The sequence below is a fragment of the Tolumonas lignilytica genome (assembly GCF_000527035.1).
Taxonomy (GTDB): Bacteria; Pseudomonadota; Gammaproteobacteria; order Enterobacterales; family Aeromonadaceae; genus Tolumonas; species Tolumonas lignilytica.
Genome location: NZ_AZUK01000001.1, coordinates 3,119,140 through 3,137,108, shown reverse-complemented (window position 1 = coordinate 3,137,108; position 17,969 = coordinate 3,119,140). Strand labels below are relative to the sequence as shown.

At 46.4% G+C, this 17,969-nt stretch carries 19 protein-coding genes; 6 read left to right on the top strand and 13 right to left on the bottom strand.

Annotation, left to right across the window (positions count from 1 at the left end; all coding sequences use genetic code 11):
* Positions 1-56: 56 nt before the first annotated feature.
* Both H027_RS0114785 and H027_RS0114780 read right to left on the bottom strand, forming a co-directional pair.
* The gene (locus tag H027_RS0114785) at positions 57-1,085 is read right to left on the bottom strand and encodes an amino acid ABC transporter substrate-binding protein (RefSeq protein ID WP_024873219.1); all 1,029 of its coding nucleotides are present in this window, start codon (positions 1,083-1,085) and stop codon (positions 57-59) included.
* 349 nt (positions 1,086-1,434) lie between these two features.
* The gene (locus H027_RS0114780; RefSeq protein ID WP_051449003.1) at positions 1,435-2,091 is read right to left on the bottom strand and encodes a TIGR01621 family pseudouridine synthase; all 657 of its coding nucleotides are present in this window, start codon (positions 2,089-2,091) and stop codon (positions 1,435-1,437) included.
* Positions 2,092-2,337: 246 nt separating this feature from the next.
* Here H027_RS0114780 and H027_RS0114775 point away from each other — a divergent pair, with 246 nt between their 5' ends.
* Positions 2,338-3,192, top strand: a complete 855-nt coding sequence (locus H027_RS0114775) for a tetratricopeptide repeat protein (protein WP_024873217.1) — start codon at positions 2,338-2,340, stop codon at positions 3,190-3,192.
* Positions 3,193-3,284: 92 nt separating this feature from the next.
* Here H027_RS0114775 and H027_RS0114770 read toward each other — a convergent pair whose 3' ends face one another.
* Positions 3,285-3,509, bottom strand: coding sequence for a hypothetical protein (locus tag H027_RS0114770; protein ID WP_024873216.1), 225 nt, complete (start codon positions 3,507-3,509; stop codon positions 3,285-3,287).
* Positions 3,510-3,690: 181 nt separating this feature from the next.
* Here H027_RS0114770 and H027_RS0114765 point away from each other — a divergent pair, with 181 nt between their 5' ends.
* Together H027_RS0114765 and H027_RS0114760 are read left to right on the top strand one after the other, a co-directional pair.
* Positions 3,691-4,152, top strand: coding sequence for a CreA family protein (locus tag H027_RS0114765; protein WP_024873215.1), 462 nt, complete (start codon positions 3,691-3,693; stop codon positions 4,150-4,152).
* A 226-nt stretch (positions 4,153-4,378) separates the two neighbouring features.
* Positions 4,379-4,678, top strand: a complete 300-nt coding sequence (locus tag H027_RS0114760) for a hypothetical protein (protein WP_024873214.1) — start codon at positions 4,379-4,381, stop codon at positions 4,676-4,678.
* Positions 4,679-4,758: 80 nt separating this feature from the next.
* On the opposite strand, the gene H027_RS18950 is transcribed toward H027_RS0114760, so the two are convergent.
* On the bottom strand, positions 4,759-4,902 hold the full coding sequence (locus H027_RS18950; protein WP_161632467.1) for a hypothetical protein: 144 nt from the start codon (positions 4,900-4,902) through the stop codon (positions 4,759-4,761).
* 356 nt (positions 4,903-5,258) lie between these two features.
* On the opposite strand from H027_RS18950, the gene H027_RS0114750 reads away from it, so the two are divergent.
* The 3 genes from H027_RS0114750 to H027_RS0114740 are packed head-to-tail and all read left to right on the top strand — an operon-like array spanning position 5,259 to position 7,889.
* Entirely contained in the window at positions 5,259-6,110 is an 852-nt protein-coding gene (locus H027_RS0114750; protein ID WP_161632466.1) for an ABC transporter substrate-binding protein, read from the top strand.
* A 25-nt stretch (positions 6,111-6,135) separates the two neighbouring features.
* Positions 6,136-6,831: an ABC transporter permease gene (locus tag H027_RS0114745; RefSeq protein WP_024873212.1), complete on the top strand. Its 696-nt coding sequence runs from the start codon at positions 6,136-6,138 to the stop codon at positions 6,829-6,831.
* Entirely contained in the window at positions 6,828-7,889 is a 1,062-nt protein-coding gene (locus H027_RS0114740; protein WP_024873211.1) for an energy-coupling factor ABC transporter ATP-binding protein, read from the top strand. Before H027_RS0114745 ends, H027_RS0114740 begins: the two co-directional genes overlap by 4 nt.
* A gap of 40 nt (positions 7,890-7,929) precedes the next feature.
* Here the strand turns inward: H027_RS0114740 and H027_RS0114735 are convergent, their stop codons facing one another.
* The 9 genes from H027_RS0114735 to vnfD all read right to left on the bottom strand — a co-directional run bounded on the left by H027_RS0114735 (position 7,930) and on the right by vnfD (position 17,467).
* Positions 7,930-9,045: a sigma 54-interacting transcriptional regulator gene (locus H027_RS0114735; RefSeq protein WP_161632465.1), complete on the bottom strand. Its 1,116-nt coding sequence runs from the start codon at positions 9,043-9,045 to the stop codon at positions 7,930-7,932.
* 256 nt (positions 9,046-9,301) lie between these two features.
* Positions 9,302-10,915: an electron transfer flavoprotein-ubiquinone oxidoreductase gene (locus H027_RS0114730; protein ID WP_024873209.1), complete on the bottom strand. Its 1,614-nt coding sequence runs from the start codon at positions 10,913-10,915 to the stop codon at positions 9,302-9,304.
* Positions 10,912-11,961: an electron transfer flavoprotein subunit alpha/FixB family protein gene (locus H027_RS18520; protein ID WP_024873208.1), complete on the bottom strand. Its 1,050-nt coding sequence runs from the start codon at positions 11,959-11,961 to the stop codon at positions 10,912-10,914. The genes H027_RS0114730 and H027_RS18520 overlap by 4 nt, the downstream gene beginning before the upstream one ends.
* The gene (locus H027_RS0114720) at positions 11,958-12,752 is read right to left on the bottom strand and encodes an electron transfer flavoprotein subunit beta/FixA family protein (RefSeq protein WP_024873207.1); all 795 of its coding nucleotides are present in this window, start codon (positions 12,750-12,752) and stop codon (positions 11,958-11,960) included. The genes H027_RS18520 and H027_RS0114720 overlap by 4 nt, the downstream gene beginning before the upstream one ends.
* 21 nt (positions 12,753-12,773) lie before the next feature.
* On the bottom strand, positions 12,774-13,280 hold the full coding sequence (locus H027_RS0114715) for a NifB/NifX family molybdenum-iron cluster-binding protein (protein ID WP_024873206.1): 507 nt from the start codon (positions 13,278-13,280) through the stop codon (positions 12,774-12,776).
* Positions 13,281-13,291: 11 nt separating this feature from the next.
* The gene (locus H027_RS18020) at positions 13,292-14,170 is read right to left on the bottom strand and encodes a hypothetical protein (RefSeq protein ID WP_024873205.1); all 879 of its coding nucleotides are present in this window, start codon (positions 14,168-14,170) and stop codon (positions 13,292-13,294) included.
* Between the two features lie 55 nt (positions 14,171-14,225).
* Entirely contained in the window at positions 14,226-15,644 is a 1,419-nt protein-coding gene (locus H027_RS0114705) for a nitrogenase component 1 (protein ID WP_024873204.1), read from the bottom strand.
* Positions 15,645-15,707: 63 nt separating this feature from the next.
* Positions 15,708-16,046: a V-containing nitrogenase subunit delta gene (vnfG, locus tag H027_RS0114700; RefSeq protein WP_024873203.1), complete on the bottom strand. Its 339-nt coding sequence runs from the start codon at positions 16,044-16,046 to the stop codon at positions 15,708-15,710.
* Positions 16,046-17,467 carry a nitrogenase vanadium-iron protein, alpha chain gene (vnfD, locus tag H027_RS0114695; protein WP_024873202.1) on the bottom strand — a complete coding sequence of 474 codons (1,422 nt, stop codon included), beginning with the start codon at positions 17,465-17,467 and terminating at the stop codon, positions 16,046-16,048. Before vnfD ends, vnfG begins: the two co-directional genes overlap by 1 nt.
* Positions 17,468-17,969: the final 502 nt, after the last annotated feature.

The following is a 17,969-nucleotide window of genomic DNA, read 5'->3' as shown; positions in this document are numbered from 1 at the left end:
AGTAAAACTTGTCACTTAAATGGGCGGAAACACTCCGCCCATCATTCCAAATGCAATTAACGTACTGGTGGTGCGTACAGGAAACCGCCTTTGTTCCACAAATTGTTTTCTAAACGCGTAATTTTCAGTGGTGAATCTTTACCTACGTTGCGGTCATAAACTTCACCATAGTTACCAACCTGTTTCACAATTTGGTAACCCCAGTCTTTCACTGCACCCAGAGTTGTTCCATCCGGTGCGTCAAGACCTAACAGGCGTTTCACATCTGGGCTGCCTTTGGTTTTCATTTCATCAACGTTTTTGCTGGTAACACCCAGTTCTTCTGCGTTGACCATCGCAAAGACAGTCCATTTAACTAACAATTGCCACTGGTCATCACCCTGACGAACCATTGGGCCTAAAGGTTCTTTAGAGATAATTTCAGGCAATACATCTACGCTGTTCGGATCAGCCAGTTTGGTTTTAGAAGCATAGATTGCTGATTTGTCAGAGGTATAAACGTCACAACGACCAGATTCAAAACCTTTCACGGTTTGATCATTGTTATCGAATACCACTGGTGTGTATTTCATATGATTAGCATTGAAATAGTTAGCCAGGTTCATTTCTGTAGTGGTACCGCCTTCTACACAAACGGTTGCACCATCTAACTCTTTAGCACTTTTCACGCCCAATGATTTTTTAACCAGGAAACCCTGACCATCATAATAGTTGGTTGCTGTGGAGATCAGACCCAGAGTCGCGTCACGAGTCAGAGTCCAAGTTGTGTTACGTGACAGAATGTCAACTTCACCTGATTGCAGAGCGGTGAAACGTTCTTTACCACCTAATGGAATATATTTCACTTTGCTGGCATCAGAGAAAATAGCTGCAGCCAATGCACGGCATACATCAACATCCATACCTTCCCAAACGCCCTTTGCATTCGGGCTGGAAAAGCCAGGCAAACCATCATTCACACCACATTGCACATAGCCTTTCTTTTTAACATTTGCCAGAGTGTCACCTGATGCTGCCTGAGCATTACTTGCGACTAATAAAGCAACAGCAGATGCAACGCCTGTTAAATATTTTAGTTTTGACATATATCTTCCCTGCCAGGTTGAGTGAATCACATTATTGGATTAGTACTGACTATGCTTAGCAGCACTTGCAATCAATAAAAGCAACTATCAGGCCAAAATGCAGAGCTATAAAACTCTGCAAAACACCACGAAATAAAGCATATCTGACATAAACAGCACCAACCAGAAACCCCAAATTGGTGCAACAGGTCAAAAATCAAGATTCCGGGCTATTTTCTGGTTTATGTTCCGATAGTTAGCCACAAAACCAGAAGTAATGTTCGTGAGATGCCATTTTTTACAGAATAAAAAACTAAACAAGCATCAAATAACCTCACTTCAGGCAGATAAGATAGCAAAAAAAACCTTTTTAAGGGATAAAATTTTGCAAATCCACATCACTGTCTATTTTTTCACCCCACCGATGTGGGGCTTCCACACTATAATCTGCTCCTGAATAGGGAAATTGCAGTCGCCAGGCATGTAAATAGGTTCTCTCTGCCGGTGTTCCACCATAACGCTCATCACCAAGAATTGGGGCACTTATGCTTTTCATGGCCACCCGGATCTGGTGAGTTTTACCGGTATGAGGAAAGATGATGTACAAGCGATGCTTGGGTATTTTCAGTGATAAACTCTGAAAATAGGTAACAGCAGGATTATCTAGCGAATGAAGTAAGCGCCAGCAACCATTCCTTCCTTTTGCCATATCGCCTTTGATCCAACCTTGCTTCTTTTTCGGTGTACGATCACTGATAGCCAGATAGATTTTTTTGACCTTTCGTTCAGCAAACGACAGGCTCAACAAGCGGGTGGCTTCGGTATTTTTTGCCAAAAGAACCACGCCGGAGGTCACCTTATCCAATCGATGCACAGGATAAACATCCTGACCAATAGCGGCTGAAACACGAGAGACCAGACCCGGAACGCCCATGTCATCATGCATATCCACCCCTGCCATTTTGTTCACCACGATAAAATCAGGATGCGTCAGGATCTCTGTGAATCCGGAATATTTTTCAGACATACAATGGCTCTTATGAATTTTGAGAATAGAGACAATAAAGATGGATTATCTCAGGGCCTAATTGAATGAACCAGCTTTGAGATATTTGAATACGTGACTTGTAAGCCGTAACCACCCACTCAGGTTGATAAGAACGCGTTTATTTACTATTAAGAATGAAAGCGTTCGTCACTGATAACCATCTGAACATACCTAGTGTGCTTCATGATCCGGAATATTCATGTTCAGCAATATAAGGATTAGCTTATGTTTCAGTTAAAAAAGGAATTTTCAATTCTGATCGCGCTTTTGCTTTTTGGGTGTTCCTCTAATCAACCAGAGCAAACCGACATGGCTGATAAAATGAAGATCAATAAGATTTCATCTTCCCAGACATGTATCTCTCTTGATACCAAAGGAAATCATGCTGCAGCCTTCCCCTACTGTAAAATATCCGCAGAAACAGGTAACACTATTGCTCAGACATTGGTTGGTTCGATGTATTTCCGTGGCGAAGGTATTCCACAAAATTATCAGCAAGCTGCATATTGGTTTCAGAAAGTCGCACAACATGGTGATGTCAACGCTCAGGCATTGATCGGTTCAATGTATCTTGAGGGGAATGGCGTTCAACAAAGCAACGAGCAGGCAACCTACTGGTTTCAAAAAGCCTCAAGGCAAGTCAATCTTCATCCGATGGTGATTGTTGGTGCCATGTATTTTGAAGGCCAATGGGTTTATCAGAGTTTTCAGCAAGCCGCATACTGGTATCAAAAAGCGGCGGAGCAAGGTGATGATAACGGGCAATTCCGCCTAGGTACCATGTATTATCAGGGGCAAGGCTTTCCCCACAATTATGCTCAGGCCGCTTACTGGTATCAAAAATCTGCAGAACAGGGAAATGCTAACGCGCAGGCCTTTTTGGGCGGAATGTATTATGAAGGTCAAGGCATGATCAAAGACGATAAACAAGCATATGCCTGGTTATCTGTCGCAGCCATGCATAATCAGGATGCCATCAAAACGCGGGATACCATTGCCCAGCAACTCAGCCCCGATGACCTGTATGAAGCACAAACACTGGCCGCGGAATATCTAAAAAAATACAACCTAAAAATGTAAGAAATACAGCTAATCACAGCCCATTTATCGAGTAGTTGGCCGATGGTTCAGCCAACTACGCCTGTTTGTGTAAGATACATTGAAATGCGTACTTATTCACCGGGCGTGACGTCGATTGATTTCAGCATCTGTTTCAGTTGTGCAACTCCATCCTCGCCAGGCAGGGTGACAGCAACATTCAGTATGTTAGCCGAGAGATGTTCCTCAGACCATGGGCAGGATGCCGTAATAACCCGAATTGGATAGCCATGAAAGTGAGGTAATACAAGGTCATAGCTAATAAAATGCTCTTTTTGTAATTTTTCAACATTGACCATAATATGCTTCCCTATTGTTTGTTGAGTTTTCGTTATAACAAACATAGCCAGCCATGAATCGAACTTACATCACCAAAATTAACTTTGCCTGCCGAAAATAACTTGAAAAAGCTATCCGGTCTGCAATGTTAGAGTAATGTAATAATGCAATGGGTTGCGTCATTCAGTTAAGGAATAACCAATGAAAAAGTTTGTATCCAGTGCTGTTGTTTTGCTATTAAGCCTCATTCCTTTGATCGCAAAAGCAGAGATTATAGGGAGTGTCAGTACGACGTTTAAACTATTAGGGGCAAATGACAAAATCATTATCGAAGCATTCGATGACCCGAAAGTAAGTGGTGTGGCATGTCATTTAAGCAGAGCAAAAACGGGCGGTGTTAAAGGGTCATTAGGCGTCGCTGAAGATACCTCGGATGCCTCCATTGCGTGCCGCCAGATAGGGCCTATTCAGGTACATGACATTAAACCCGATGGCGAAGAGGTGTTTACCCAGAAAACCTCTTTATTATTTAAAAAAATTCATGTCGTCCGGTTTTTAGATAAAACAAGAAACGTCTTAGTGTATCTGGTGTATTCCGACAAGCTGGTCGACGGCTCACCTAAAAACAGCATCTCAACCGTTCCTCTCGGACAGCTCAATTAAATGAGCACGAATATTAAGGGCCTTGATTAAGGCTCCTTAATATTCAGATTGACTTTGTCCTTGTCTTCGATTAAACCAGTTCCAAGATGTCTGTAATGAACTTTTGCAGGCTTGCTCTCATAATGAAAATAAATACGAAATAAATGTCTATTTGGTTGTTATTAATCAATATATTTGTTTATTCAATACCGTATTCCTTTAAATTTTCTTATAGGGAGAGCACAAAATGAGCGATTTTAATACAGGTCATATCGCAGGCATATTAGCCTCAGAAACAAGAAAAATAGACCGTGCGATCGGCGGAATATCAACGTCAGATGATTATAAAATTGGTTATGTCATTGGGTTTGCCAAACAGCAGTACATCTCGTTAGGCATGGACAAGGCCATGCTCACTGCAGCCGATTTATCTGTGTATAACGCTAAACATCTTATTGAAAAGATAGCACTTCAACTGGATAAGTTAGGTTTTTCAGGAAAAAACTACATCGCCAATGTCACACATATTATTGAAACCGCACAATAACTGGCTCTCTGTTCCCCCTAAAATCTGTTGAGAACGCAGAAACGAAAAAGGGCTTATGATTTCTCATAAGCCCTCGAAATCTATAAAATTTTACTTTGTTTGGCGGAAGAATGGCCGGCCAGCTTTTTAGTTAACTGACGGAGTAAACCTTGTTCACTTCTCAGGTCCTTAGGGGATTTACAATCAGCAGGAAGTTGATCGAGGATTTGATCAGAAATTAGCATTCCAGTCTCCTTGTAATAGGGGGTATCAGAATGCTACTTACACAAATTTTTACTCTTTCGAGTGATGCTCCATTTTTAACCTAGCTACAGGTCAATTCAATAGGTACATAATTTAAACTTATTCGAATTCTCATTAAATTAACAAGCCTTTCGTAAAGGAGAGTTCGATGCCATATGTTTTACCATTATTTATATTGTTCATTCACGTATTTACCCTCCTCTTTTAGTACAAAGATGTATAAATGCACCGTCAGATTTTATATTTTTTACTTTATATTCAATAGCATATCAATTAATACCATAGCGGCACATTAGTTGCCATATGAGATGAACATCACAAAATGGAGTTCATCACCATGATTTATCACTTTAAAAATATGTTATTCAAAACAATCTTTTTTGCGGCAATGAGTACGAGCTCTTTTTCATACGCCGCAGATAACCCTAAAGAAGTGATCATCGCGCTGACAACCAGTATTGAAGACAGCGGATTACTGGATGTCATTGTCCCACCTTTTGAACAAAAAACTGGCTATAAGGTGAAAAAGCTATCGATAGGAACCGGACAAGCACTCGCACTGGCAGAAAAAGGCGAAGTTGATGCCTTGCTGGTTTGTGCCCCCAAAGCAGAGCAAGCTGTCGAAAAAGAGGGGGCAGTCGTAAATCGCAAACTCATCATGCACAATGAATATCAGCTCGTTGGCCCGGCCAAAGACCCGGCGCATATTCATGGCCTCGACTCGTTAGATGCTCTTAAAAAAATCAGCCTTGCCAAATCGACGTTTATTTCCCGTGGTGACAATTCCGGTACCAACAAAATGGAACAGAGTCTGTGGAAATCAGCTGGCATTGAGCCCAAAGGCGGCTGGTATCAGGAAGTTGGGGCAGGCATGGCCGATGCGTTACGCATTAGTGATGAGAAAAACGGCTATACACTCACGGACAGCGGCACCTTTACCTTTTTGAAAAAAACCTTATCGCTGGATGTAATGACCGGGCATGAAAACCGCCTATTAAATCTTTTTCATGCCATGCAAACCAACCCGCAAAAATTCAATCGTGTGAATGCAGCGGCTGGTAAAGCGTTTGTCGACTTTTTGTTATCACCACAGGGACAAAAACTCATCGCTGACCATGGCATAAAAGAATTTGGTAAACCGTTATTTGTTATTGATGGCGGCAAATCAGAAAAAGACTACGGTTTATAACTCAAGCAAGATTGGGAAGAAACCCATGCCGGATTTCAGTGAATTATCCCGTTTATTTGCCGGAAGTGATGTGCTGTCGATTACCCTGTTCACTCTGAGTATTTCACTGACAGCCACGTTAATCAGTGTATTTCTGGGTGTTCCTACCGGGATTTTACTGGCCACTCATCAATTCCGAGGTAAAAAGATCCTCTGTGCATTTCTGAACTTCGGCATGGGCCTTCCCCCCGTCGTGGTTGGCTTAATCGTGAGTCTGATATTCTGGCGTTATGGTCCGCTTGGATTTCTGAATCTGATGTATACCCCATCAGCAATTATTATTGTGCAAACGATTGTCGCTACGCCGATTGTTGCCAGTCTGAGTTTTTCAGCCATCTGTAGTCTGAATGAAAAACTCTATCTGCAATTGTTGTCGCTGGGTGCGACCCCTTTGCAGGCAATCAGGTATCTGATGCATGAAGCCAGAATCGGGTTAGTCGCTGCGGTGATTGCTGGTTTTGGCCGCATCGTTTCAGAGGTGGGAGCCTCTATGATGGTGGGCGGCAATATTAAAGGTCAGACACGCGTGCTGGCGACCGCCACCGTATTAGAGGTGGGTAAAGGCAACTATGGTTTTGCACTGATGATTGGCGCGATTTTGTTATTGGTCACCTTTCTGGTGGTCTGGTGCATGACTTATCTGCAGTACAAAAGTATGAAGCTGGTGAGGATAGCGAAATGACGTCGCCGGTAATTGACATGACGGCACTGTCTGTCTGGCAAAATGACAAAGAGATCCTGAATATACCTTCCCTGCAAATTAACCAAGGAGAACTTGTTGCGGTACTGGGTCGGAATGGCGCAGGGAAAAGTACCCTGCTGCAAGTCATCAATTTACTCACTGCATTTCAGGGGCGCTATTCATTGTTTGGCGAAGATACCGCAACAGCACGGCCAATTACGCTGAGACGCCGCTGTTCCCTCGCCTTTCAGGAAAACCACCTGCTGAATATGAGTGTTTATGATAATTTGGCCTGTGTTTTAAAGTTTCATCAAACAACTGAAAGAGACATTCCCGGCAAAGTCCGTCAGGCTTTAGCCGCATTTCAGGCGGAACATCTGATACAACGCGATGCCGCGCAACTTTCGGGAGGCGAGACACAACGGGTTTGCCTCGCCCGAGCCGTGATCGCCAAGCCAGAGCTTTTATTACTCGATGAACCGTCGGCAGCTTTAGATATGGCCAGTAGACGGGACATGATTGAGATGATGCGTTCGTTCTGCAACCAGCATCAAATAACCGCTATTTTAGTCAGTCATATCTTTACCGATGTATTGAATTTTGCTGATCGTGCACTTGTGATTGATAACGGCCGGATTGTTCAGGATGATTCCCCGGAGATCATCATGCGAAAACCCGTCAATGAATCCATTGCGCGCTTAGTGGCGATGGACAATCTGTTGCCGGTTTCGCTAAATGATCAGCAACTGAAACTACCGGGAAATATCTTAGCAAGCCACTTTTCCGCCCTGTCACTGAATGCGTCGTTATGTTGTCTGCCTGGTGACGCCATTTTTCTATCGCATCCATCACATCATGCAGAAGCAACCGATGTGATCACGTTTGACGCAAAAATAAAGAAAGTGTTTCCGGCATTGGGTGGACTGAAACTTTTACTCGACGTAAATGGGCATGAATATTATGCCCGGTTGCCACGACAGGCATTTTCCACCCGAAGTCTGGAAAACACCTGTCATCATTTTGGATTCCATTATTCCGATTTACATTTTCTGAATTAAGAACAGAAGACCCGGTTAAAAACAGGCGAGAACTCCCGCCTCAGTATTTCTTCACTGCAATATTCAGCTTCTGCAGCGCATAACTTAATTGCCGGGTTGTAATGCCCAGTTGTCTGGCTGCTTTGGCTTTAACCCATCCGCATTTTTCAAGTGTCATGACCAGACGACTGCGTTCCAGTTCGACAGAAGATAGCAAGGAGTGCGAGTTTGTGTTTAGTGCGGATTCATCCCCGGCAACCGGCGCTGTCAGCTCCGGACCAACTATAATTTTTTTCTCCGACTGAGCAGTGGCGATTTTATTTGCCTGAGATATCTTTTCATCAAGGTATTGCCGGATACACCTCCCTTGCTGGCAAGGTAATGACTGCACCGTATCATCTTCAGATAACAATGCGGCATGTTCCAGACAGTTCTCTAAATCACGGACGTTGTCCGGCCAATGGCAGTTGAAAATCGGCTTCAAAACAGCAGCATCGATCGTCAGTTTTCTATGGTTGATCTGGTTATAGCGTTCAAAGAAATAACGAACCAGTCCGGGAATATCGGCTTTTCTTTCCCGTAAAGGTGGCAGATTCAATACACCAATGTGCAGACGGTAATAAAGTTCAGGTAAAAAATGCTGAGTTAACACTAATGCCTCAAGGTCTTTTTCTGAAGCACAAATTATGCGGATATTGCTGTATTCAGGCTGCGCGGCACCTATTGGCTCGAAAGCGTTTTCTTCCAGATATTGCAAGAGTTTGCCTTGCAGCTGCAGTGAGAAATGGGCAATTTCGGTGAGAAATAAGGTACCACCATCGGCGATATGCAGTTTTCCTTCTGTTTTACCCTGCTGTTCGTGGTTGCCGAACAAATCATTCATGAGTTTTTCATCGTTCAGATGTTCACAACAGAGTTTAACAAACGACCCGTCGGCTACTTGCGAAAAGTGATGTATGGCCCGGGCGATGACTTCCTTCCCCGTTCCCGGCTCGCCACGCAATATCACTGCTGTTTGTGTCGGAGCGATTTTTCTCAGTGCTTTCATTAGTTGTTTCATCACATCGGATTCGCTGACGATCTGCTCAACCTGATGGATCGTATGCTGTTTCCGATGCTGGCAATGAAACGCTTTTTCATCCCTGGTATGGTTCGAGAATGCTGTGTTATCCGGCATAACCACCTCTGTATATTTTTTTGCATAACGATGTATAGCAAAAAAAAGACCAGAAATGGCGGCACACGGCATTAATTTAATATATTGATATTATTATGATTTTTTCATGAAAATAGAAATACAAAGGCTTTTTTTGCACAGAAAGGGAACAAAATGGACAAAAAAGAACACTACGTATGTAGTGTTCTTTTCGAATCATTGCCAGTCACCAGCATAACCACTGCAATATTTTATCCTTAAATACAATAAGATAACTTTATAAACCTAAATACGACGGCCCGCTGCCGCTTTCAGGTGGTGTCCAGTGTATCTGCTGGGCCGGATCTTTAATTTCACAGCATTTACAATGCAGACAACGGTTGGCTCTGATAGCAAATACAGCGTCGTCTTCCGCATAAACCTTTCCAGGACAACAATGGCTAAGAACCCGTCTGCTGTACTCCAGTTCCTGTGGTGAAATTGGCTTGTCACTGATCTGCAGATGCAATGGCTGCGTTTCCGGGTGTTTTATTCTTGCTAGATAAAGCGCCTGATCGCGCGCCGTTTCTGCCGCAAATACCGCCTTAACGGAAGAAGAGACGGTTAGCAGGTTTTCATGGTCTGCTAGCTTCACCCCAAATTGCGGCAAGCAGCCACCAACCGTTTTCAGCCAATAATGTGCAGCCAGCCAGAATGTTCCGACTATTCCCCCCAGGTTGGCCAGTGCTGGCTTTATCGGGCTTGCCTCTCGCAATGCCTGACCTATTGGCCCTTGTTTTACTGCCAAATCATATTCATGCAATACAGTACCTGACTCGCCTCGCCCTCTGGCATTGACGCAGGCTTTTGCTGCCAGTACGCCCGATTGGATAGCATGCGGAATGCCCTGCTGCTTGAGTAAATCGAGTAATCCGGCCGCACAGCCAACAAAGGCCCCACCCGGGAAAGCCCGTTGACCCAAAGCCTGCCAACCACCTTCATTCAGTGTTCTTGCACCAAACCCCTGACACTCAGCGTCTTGCAGCAGGGTGGCTATAGCCGGATGTGCCTTGAACTGCTGAAATAGTGCAAAAGGGTCGAGATCCGGCTCCCGATAATCCAGTTGCAGAATCAAGCCAACCGCCAGTTCATGTTCACTGAACGCATACAGAAAACCACCACCAGCATGACGATTTAACGGCCAGCCCATTGAGTGGATCACCTGTCCGGCTTTTAGCCCACCCTGCGACAAATGCCATCGTTCCTTGAATCCAAGTGCGTAATGTTGCGGTTTACCTGCATGGCTGTGAAATTTTTCCGCAATTTCACGACTCAGCGACCCCTTAGCCCCTTCCGCCAGCAAGGTATAGGCAGCATGAATGGCAATCCCTGACATATATTGCGGGCCGGGTGTGCCGTCTTCGTTGCATCCCATGTCCCCCGTCATGACTCCGCATACAACACCATTATCATCATAAAGCGCATGTGCGGCTGCCTGCGCCGTAAAGAGATCCACACCAAGCTGCATGGCTTCCTCACCCAGCCACTGACACAGTGAACTGAGCTGAATCAATGACTGTTTTTTTTTCCGCCTGAACGCTGGCGGTAAGATCCAATCAGGCAAACGAAACTGCCGATGGGCGCTGTACCAGTGCCATAGGGAATCCGTCACAACTGTCGCAGCGGGAGGAGGAGAAAAAAAGTGCCCCAGTGCCTGCAGTGGTGCCAGATAATCATCCGGCACGATCGCACCGGAGAGTTGGTGAGCACCGATAGCAGCACCTTTTTCCAGCAGACAAACCGATAATTCAGGTGCGAGCTGCTTAACATGAATAGCAGCAGACAGCCCTGCCGGACCGCCGCCGATGATCAGGATGTCGTAGCGTAATGCAGCATCGTCGGTTTCATTCAAGAGAGCACCTCCGCAACAACTGCATCCGTTGCATCCAGCACGGTTGTTTGCTGTGCTGATCTTTGAGCCCGGATAGCGTCACACAAGGCGGGCAGAAGCTCGAACATATCCCCCTGCAAAATGTAATCGGCTTGCTGACAAATGGGGGCCGAGATGTCTTTATTAATGGCGACAATCACCCGGCTCTGCCCAATGCCAGCGATATGCTGAGGCGCACCAGAAAGCCCGACGGCAATATAGAGCTCCGGCGTAATATGCGAACCGGTTTGCCCTATCTGGCTGGTAAACGGCACAAAACCGGCATCCACGGCACCACGCGTCGCACCTATCGCCGCAGACAGCAAGGTTGCCAGTGGTTTCATCACCGGCATGAAACGTTTACCTAACGGACGACCACCGCCGATCACAATCTTTGCTTCATCCAGCCGCATTCCATCCCCTGATGCTTGAGTAAAATCTTGCGTCACCGCTGCGTTTGAAGAGATCGCCAACGTCAGCTCCTGTACAGAAAACATGGTGCCTGCGGGTTTGTTTTGCTGTACAGACATAGAAAAATGCCCGGTCTGCACCGTGATCAATAAACTTTTAGCGGATGGCGTTGCATGATGAAACCAGCGCCATGCCTGTTGATCATAATAAGCAGTCAGAAATTGATCAGGCACTTTATCCGGTTTCTCGTCACTGCATCGAAACCCCACGACATCCGTTAGCAGCGGTAAATGCTCACTACCCGATAACAGCGCAAATGCCGCCAGCAGATCCTGCTGATGCGGAGCCGCCATGATCTGATAATGCGGAATAAGCGGTTTGAGATATCCAGCAATGACTGCCGGTTCCGGCCAAAGTAACTGCGCTGACGCCGCCGTCAGTATTTGTTCAACGCCATCCAACACTACAGCATCCGCAATTAGTGTCGGCAGCGTTTCTGCGGTCGCCGCGATGCATAAATGCACTGGTTGCTGCCATTGTTTCACTACACCCAACAACTGGTGGGTTGCCTGTGTTAATTTTCCAGCCGCGTGTTCAGCCAGCACCAGAATTGTCATAAGAACACTCCCTGTTCAGCGAGACGGGCTAATAACTCGTGGACATCATTAACCTTGCAGCCGGTTTGACGGGTTGGTGGTGATTGCCAGTTTTCCGGCATAACTGCGATCTCTGTTTCTGTATCCGCAGAGACAGGAGCACACATTTGCTTAGGCTTACGTCGGGCGGCCACCAAGGCTGGCAATGTGACATAACGCGGAATAGCCAGATCCAGTTCGGCACTGACAATGGCAGGTAGTGGCAGTGAGGCGTGACGAGATTGCGTGATACGTCTTTGCAGAAAATTCAAAGCCTGATTTTCAAGTACCAGTTCGCTGACCGCTGTAGCCAATGGCCAGTCTAATGTGCCAGCCAGCTGACCGGCCAATTCACCTTTTTCCTCACCGAGCGCCATGCGGCCAAGTAGTACCAGATGGGGAGCAATTTCCCGGATTTGCTCAATCAGTTGCGCTAAAAATATCTGCGGCTCTTCTGCTTCAGAAAGAAGCAGTGCCCTGTCACCCCCCAACGACAGGGCACGCTCCACTGCGGCTGTTCCCGCAGACCCTGCTCTCCCGACAATGATGACTTCCGCAGGTAAATCGGGATGTTGTTCTTTAAATTGCTGTCGTAACTGTACCGCTGCTTCGGTTGCTACCTCATCAAAAGGATTCAGCACCCAACTGAATGCGGAATAGTCTGGCACCCCTTGCTTCAGAGGTAAAAGCAGATTGCTATCCGGAACATGTCTGGCAAGCACCAGAATTTTCAGGCCGTTTTGCAACCACGACTGAGAAGTTGAACCTTCCATCTGCAAGCTCCTGCTTATGCGTTATTCAGCACCCACGGCAACCCGGTATTCGGTGTTTCGGTTGCCATAGCCCAGCAGACGGCGGATCCACAATGGCGGGTTGTGGTTCATGCGCCATTGCAACGAAGCCAGCACCTCATCCGTTTCCCGGACTGTCTCCATCTTCACCGGAAAAACACCCGCATCGCGGATGCGGACAGCAGCCAAATCGTTTAAGCCGACACAAAACAGAACATCACATTCTTCCAGACTGGCCACCCGAGCAGAAAGCTGATCGACTTCACTGCCACCCAGTTCAGCCATACAACATCCCCCTTTCCGACCAGTTCCCATCGGCTGACTTTCCGCTGCTTTTGCCGCCTCATGCCGACGTGGTGGTGACGCGAATTTGGTGACATCAAGGAACGTAATGGCGTCATAACTCACATCGTAAAATACAATCTGCTTGGCGAATGAAAAGTTAGCATCAACATGTGTGAGGCTTTTGCTGCATATTGCAACGCGTAAATGCCCTATTTTCTTTGACATTGGAATACTCCTTACATTGGGGGTTGAAAATCGGAACGGCACGCCCAGCCACTCAGTTCCGTCATCGCGATGGAATTAGCCAATGCGCTGGCAGGAACCGACTGATAGGGAAAAAAAGCTTCCATCGGAACGATATAAAACCGGTCATTGAGCCGTAGATGAAAATCAATGGGATGACACTGCCCGTCGTCGAAACTTGGGCCAAGCTGGATCACGCAATAGCCATCACACACCTCATAGCGTGGATTGCGGCAATTAAGCCTTACGTGCCGATTCATTTTCAGCACGGTGCGAAACTGGCACAGTGCGCGATCTTCGTCCTCAAATCCCCGGATTTCGCCAAGAAGATCCTGATAATAATTTTGCAATATCGCTTCATGATAGCGCTCACCATATGGCGTGTTCCGGCGTTCCAGATAACGCTGTACCAGCGTCTGGAGCAGACCGACTCCGGTTTGGGTCAGACGCAGCAGAACCGGATATTCATTGCAATTACAACCACATTCGATCACGCCCTGCTTTTGTTTGATTTCACCCTCCGGGTGGATCCAGGCAATGCGGATGACCCGCAAGATGCGGTAGCATTCCGCGATGATCTTCTCGATCCGGTTGCGTTTACTGAGTTGCTGGTAGCGTTGCCAACCGGTCACACCTTCCAGTAACTCCGGTTGTTGCTGACAAAACTCGGCTTCTAACAAGGTAAGCAATGACCATAAGCCGCTCAGGGTTGAAAGCATTGCCTGTTGACCTGTCTGCGCTTGAAAATATTCAGTAATCGCTGCACTGCGGTTTTTCGCGGTGTACATCTCTATATCGCGGTATTCCGTACGAAAATTCCGGTAACCGTGTTCACGATCGGCCGCAACAAGTAAACTGGCTAATGATTCCATGTGGGTATCTCCTGCAGGAAATCAGCTCCGGAGAACCGGAGCTGTTTAAAACTGATCACCAGGTGTTCAGGATCCACTCTTTGTTGTGGGTATATTCCATGTGGGCGAACAGGGTATTGGCAATCTGCTCTGCCAGCTCCATCGCGCCGCGGTAGCCCATAGTCGGTTTGCGGTATAAACCAGCACGGTCGAAGGTTGGGAAGCCAACACGCACCATCGGAATGTTATTGTCGATGGCAACATAACGGCCTTTGGAATGCCCTAGGATCAGATCCAGTTTCAGACCATTTTTAACGCGGTTTTCCAGTTCCCACAGATCGGCGTTGAAGACGATTTCCATATCGAAGTTCACTGATTTTTTCAGTTCAGCAATACGGGTGTCTTTTTTATAGCGTGAGTTGTCGTCACCGAGCAGTAACAACACGGGCTCCATCTCCATTTCCATACAGAACTCAGCGAGCCCCAGCACCTGATCGGCATGACCAAAGATGGCGACTTTTTTGTTGGCAAAGAACATGTGAGTTAAATCAGCCAGCGCATCCAGAGCCAAACCGCGTTCATGCACCAGTGATTCCGGGATCGGTTTACCGGTCATCGCGCTTAAATTCTGCAATAACAGATCGGTATTTTTGATGCCATATGGCGTCGCCGTCGGGATCATCGGCACTTCGAATTCTTCAAACAACGCTTTTGCGGCGGTGTCAGATTCGTAACGGGCCAGACTGATAGTCCCAATCGCATTGGCACTGTTCTGGAAATCTTCCACAGTAGTATTACCGCGCGTTTTGATTTCTTTCCCAGGCAGCATCGGCGATTCGAAGGTGGTGGTATCCATAAATACCGTACCGTCGATCTGCATTTCAGACAGGTAATGCTTCATCAGCTCAACATCACCAGGGTTAACAAAACCGGTGAACAGGTTGATTTTGCCTGTTGGTTTGCCTTTTTTGCCCAGTGTTTTGACTAGCGCTTTCATCGCTTCGTCATAACCACTGACATGGCTGCCTTTAAAACTTGGCGTGTGCACTGGTACCAGATGGATGTCGCGATCCGGGAATTCCTCTTTCAGTGCTTTATTACACAGACGGATTGTCCCTTCGATGTCATCGCCGATAACTTCGGTCGAACAGGTGGTGATGATTGGGATAATGCGCAGTTCCGGGTAGCGTTTGGCCAGCACCATGACGCCATCCTGAATACGTTGCACACCGCCGAATACCGCAGAATCTTCATGCAAAGAAGATGACGCAATATCAAAATTCTCTTTGAAATGCTGTGCCAATAGCAGACGCACAAACATACAGCAACCCTGGCCACCGTGGACCAGCGGGATACAATCCTGAATGCCGATACAGGCATATTGGGCACCCGCAGGCTGACAATCGAGCATCGGGTTAATAACACCGGAACGCTCCTTTTTGTGGGCGTTAACTTCGCCACATTTCTTTTCGGTTGTTTCGCAATCACAAGACATATTGGATTCCTTTCTGACTGGGGAGCGAAGATCAAGCCCCGCTCCCGTATTCAAATTCGTTAATTAATACAGCCGGTCGTGAAGCTCACGGTTCTTGGAACCGGTGATCACGGTGTCGGTCAATTTGGCTGCCAGACCATCCAGCATGAGGCTGATATCGGCAAAACTGGTTTCTTTCACCCACGGGAAACGGGATTTGAAATCAGCGACCATCAGCTTGGCATCCGCCAGATGGCAACGGTCATCTGGGGTCTCGGCTTTCGGTTCTTCACCGGCAAACAGCGTTTTCGCCTGCGCGACAATACCTTCGATGTTTTCTTTGCGATCCCAACTACGGGAGAAAAACTGCCACAGGCAACGTTCCTGAACGTAGTTGTAGAGTTCGGTAATTTGCTGTTCCATTACACAGCCTCCTTCAGTACGGCAGATGTACTGGACAAATCGCGAATGTCTGTACCCGCCAGTTTATGAATTGGGCTGCGCATGGCGTTGTAGATGTCGCGAGCCATGTTGACGAAACCTTCAAAGCCCATGTAAGGACCATTGTGGTAGGCATGGCCGTTGATGTAAGGCAGATGGAGTTTTTTCACCAATTCACCCACACGCGGGCCAGTAAAGATGATGTCGGGTTTCACCAGATCGATGATTTCGAAGAATTCCAGTTCGTTCGCATCATCCAGGTAGTAAGTGCCTTCACGACCACGCGCCACGACTTTTTCAAAATCTTCTTCATGGCCGAATTTGGAAGACATAGCGACGACTTCGATGCCCATGTCATCTTCGACTGATTTAGTCCAGTGCCACAGACGCGGGCCACCCGTCCAAATCGCCATCTTGGTACCTTTCAGTTGCTCTTTGTACCAATCCAGTTTTGGTTTCCATTTGGCTTCTTCTTCCGCAATCAATGCTTCCCCCTTCTCTTCGATACCGAAGAAAGCACACACCTTGCGGATCCCTTCTGCCATGTAGTTAAAACCCCAGGTATCGATATCGAGACGCGGAATGCCGTAGCGTTTTTTCAATTCATTCGCGATATAGCCGGCAGAGCGAGCGCAGTTCACGACGTTCAGTTGTGCTTTGTGCATACCGCGCAGCGAATCGTAAGTAGAGTTACCAGTGAAATGCGCGATAACCTGAATGCCCAGTTTGTCCCAGTATTGCTGTAACAGTTGGGTATCACCTTGAATGTTGTAGTCACCGATAAAGTTGATGGTGTAGGGACTGGTGATTTCCGGCTCAACCTGACCGACTTTTTCATCAACCCAGCCGATGTTCAGCACATGGTGGCCTTTTGACTGACTGACGCCAGAGAAACCTGGGCATTCCACGGTAAAAATGTCGACATCCGGACGGTCTTTCATGACTTTTTTGGCAACCGCTTTCACGTCGTCGCCAATCAGTGCAGTCGGGCAAGTGGTATAAAGGAACATGCTTTTCAGTTCAGGCATGGCGTCAAACGCTTCATGGATGCTTTCTTCCAGACGCTTTTCGCCACCGAATACAATGTGGCTCTCTTTCATGTCGGTCGACCAGACATATTTCAGAGGAAAATGACCGTTATCACTCGGATAGCGTTTGGTGTGCCATGTATCATAAGCACAACCAATCGGGCCGTGGATCATCTGAATTGCATCTTTAACCACCCCACCGATAACCAGTTTGGCACCGCAGAACGCACAACCACGTTCAGACAGTGTTCCTGGAATGGTGGCGACGTTCGCAATAGGAAGATATTCCTTTGTGCTTTCACCGGGGGCTTTCAGATAAATGTGCTTCTGGCGTTCAGGAATATCCTTATCGCACTTCAACAATACCATTGGCATTTGTCAGACTCCTCTATTGAGATGGCCAGCCTGGCAACTGGCCTTTCTTTGACTTGGTAAATTAATTACTCGTTAAATTTAATTGCCAGGTTCAATAGAGCATTCGTTGTGCCAAATGTTATATAACGCCTTACAATGTGATATAACTCACTGTTTTCTATGCTATAAAAATTATTGAAAATCTTTCTTCGCCCCTCACACCAACTATCTATCTACTTGATTTCAGTTCATAAACGTACATAAAAACCGCGAATGTTCTTCGCTGTTCAGTTCTATTTTGCTCAAATTTTGCCTGTTCAAATCTGCTTAATTTATGTACTGACACACAAGTAAAAATCATCGTTGTGAATTTTTAAGCATAACGATAGGCGATCATGGCGCTCAATTTGCATTGTGATCGACATCTCATTTGTTGGAGTGAAAAGCAGTGTCGCTATGTTTGTTTTTATATAGCGATCCAACAAAAAGCCAACAATGTGTGTATTGAAACCGACAAATCAGA

Coding starts and splice junctions, on each gene's coding strand:
- H027_RS0114785 (WP_024873219.1), bottom strand. CDS start 1,085: ATGTCAAAACTAAAATATTTAACAGGCGTTGCATCTGCTGTTGCTTTA.
- H027_RS0114780 (WP_051449003.1), bottom strand. CDS start 2,091: ATGTCTGAAAAATATTCCGGATTCACAGAGATCCTGACGCATCCTGAT.
- H027_RS0114775 (WP_024873217.1), top strand. CDS start 2,338: ATGTTTCAGTTAAAAAAGGAATTTTCAATTCTGATCGCGCTTTTGCTT.
- H027_RS0114770 (WP_024873216.1), bottom strand. CDS start 3,509: ATGGTCAATGTTGAAAAATTACAAAAAGAGCATTTTATTAGCTATGAC.
- H027_RS0114765 (WP_024873215.1), top strand. CDS start 3,691: ATGAAAAAGTTTGTATCCAGTGCTGTTGTTTTGCTATTAAGCCTCATT.
- H027_RS0114760 (WP_024873214.1), top strand. CDS start 4,379: ATGAGCGATTTTAATACAGGTCATATCGCAGGCATATTAGCCTCAGAA.
- H027_RS18950 (WP_161632467.1), bottom strand. CDS start 4,902: ATGCTAATTTCTGATCAAATCCTCGATCAACTTCCTGCTGATTGTAAA.
- H027_RS0114750 (WP_161632466.1), top strand. CDS start 5,259: ATGATTTATCACTTTAAAAATATGTTATTCAAAACAATCTTTTTTGCG.
- H027_RS0114745 (WP_024873212.1), top strand. CDS start 6,136: ATGCCGGATTTCAGTGAATTATCCCGTTTATTTGCCGGAAGTGATGTG.
- H027_RS0114740 (WP_024873211.1), top strand. CDS start 6,828: ATGACGTCGCCGGTAATTGACATGACGGCACTGTCTGTCTGGCAAAAT.
- H027_RS0114735 (WP_161632465.1), bottom strand. CDS start 9,045: ATGCCGGATAACACAGCATTCTCGAACCATACCAGGGATGAAAAAGCG.
- H027_RS18520 (WP_024873208.1), bottom strand. CDS start 11,961: ATGACAATTCTGGTGCTGGCTGAACACGCGGCTGGAAAATTAACACAG.
- H027_RS0114720 (WP_024873207.1), bottom strand. CDS start 12,752: ATGGAAGGTTCAACTTCTCAGTCGTGGTTGCAAAACGGCCTGAAAATT.
- H027_RS0114715 (WP_024873206.1), bottom strand. CDS start 13,280: ATGTCAAAGAAAATAGGGCATTTACGCGTTGCAATATGCAGCAAAAGC.
- H027_RS18020 (WP_024873205.1), bottom strand. CDS start 14,170: ATGGAATCATTAGCCAGTTTACTTGTTGCGGCCGATCGTGAACACGGT.
- H027_RS0114705 (WP_024873204.1), bottom strand. CDS start 15,644: ATGTCTTGTGATTGCGAAACAACCGAAAAGAAATGTGGCGAAGTTAAC.
- vnfG (WP_024873203.1), bottom strand. CDS start 16,046: ATGGAACAGCAAATTACCGAACTCTACAACTACGTTCAGGAACGTTGC.
- vnfD (WP_024873202.1), bottom strand. CDS start 17,467: ATGCCAATGGTATTGTTGAAGTGCGATAAGGATATTCCTGAACGCCAG.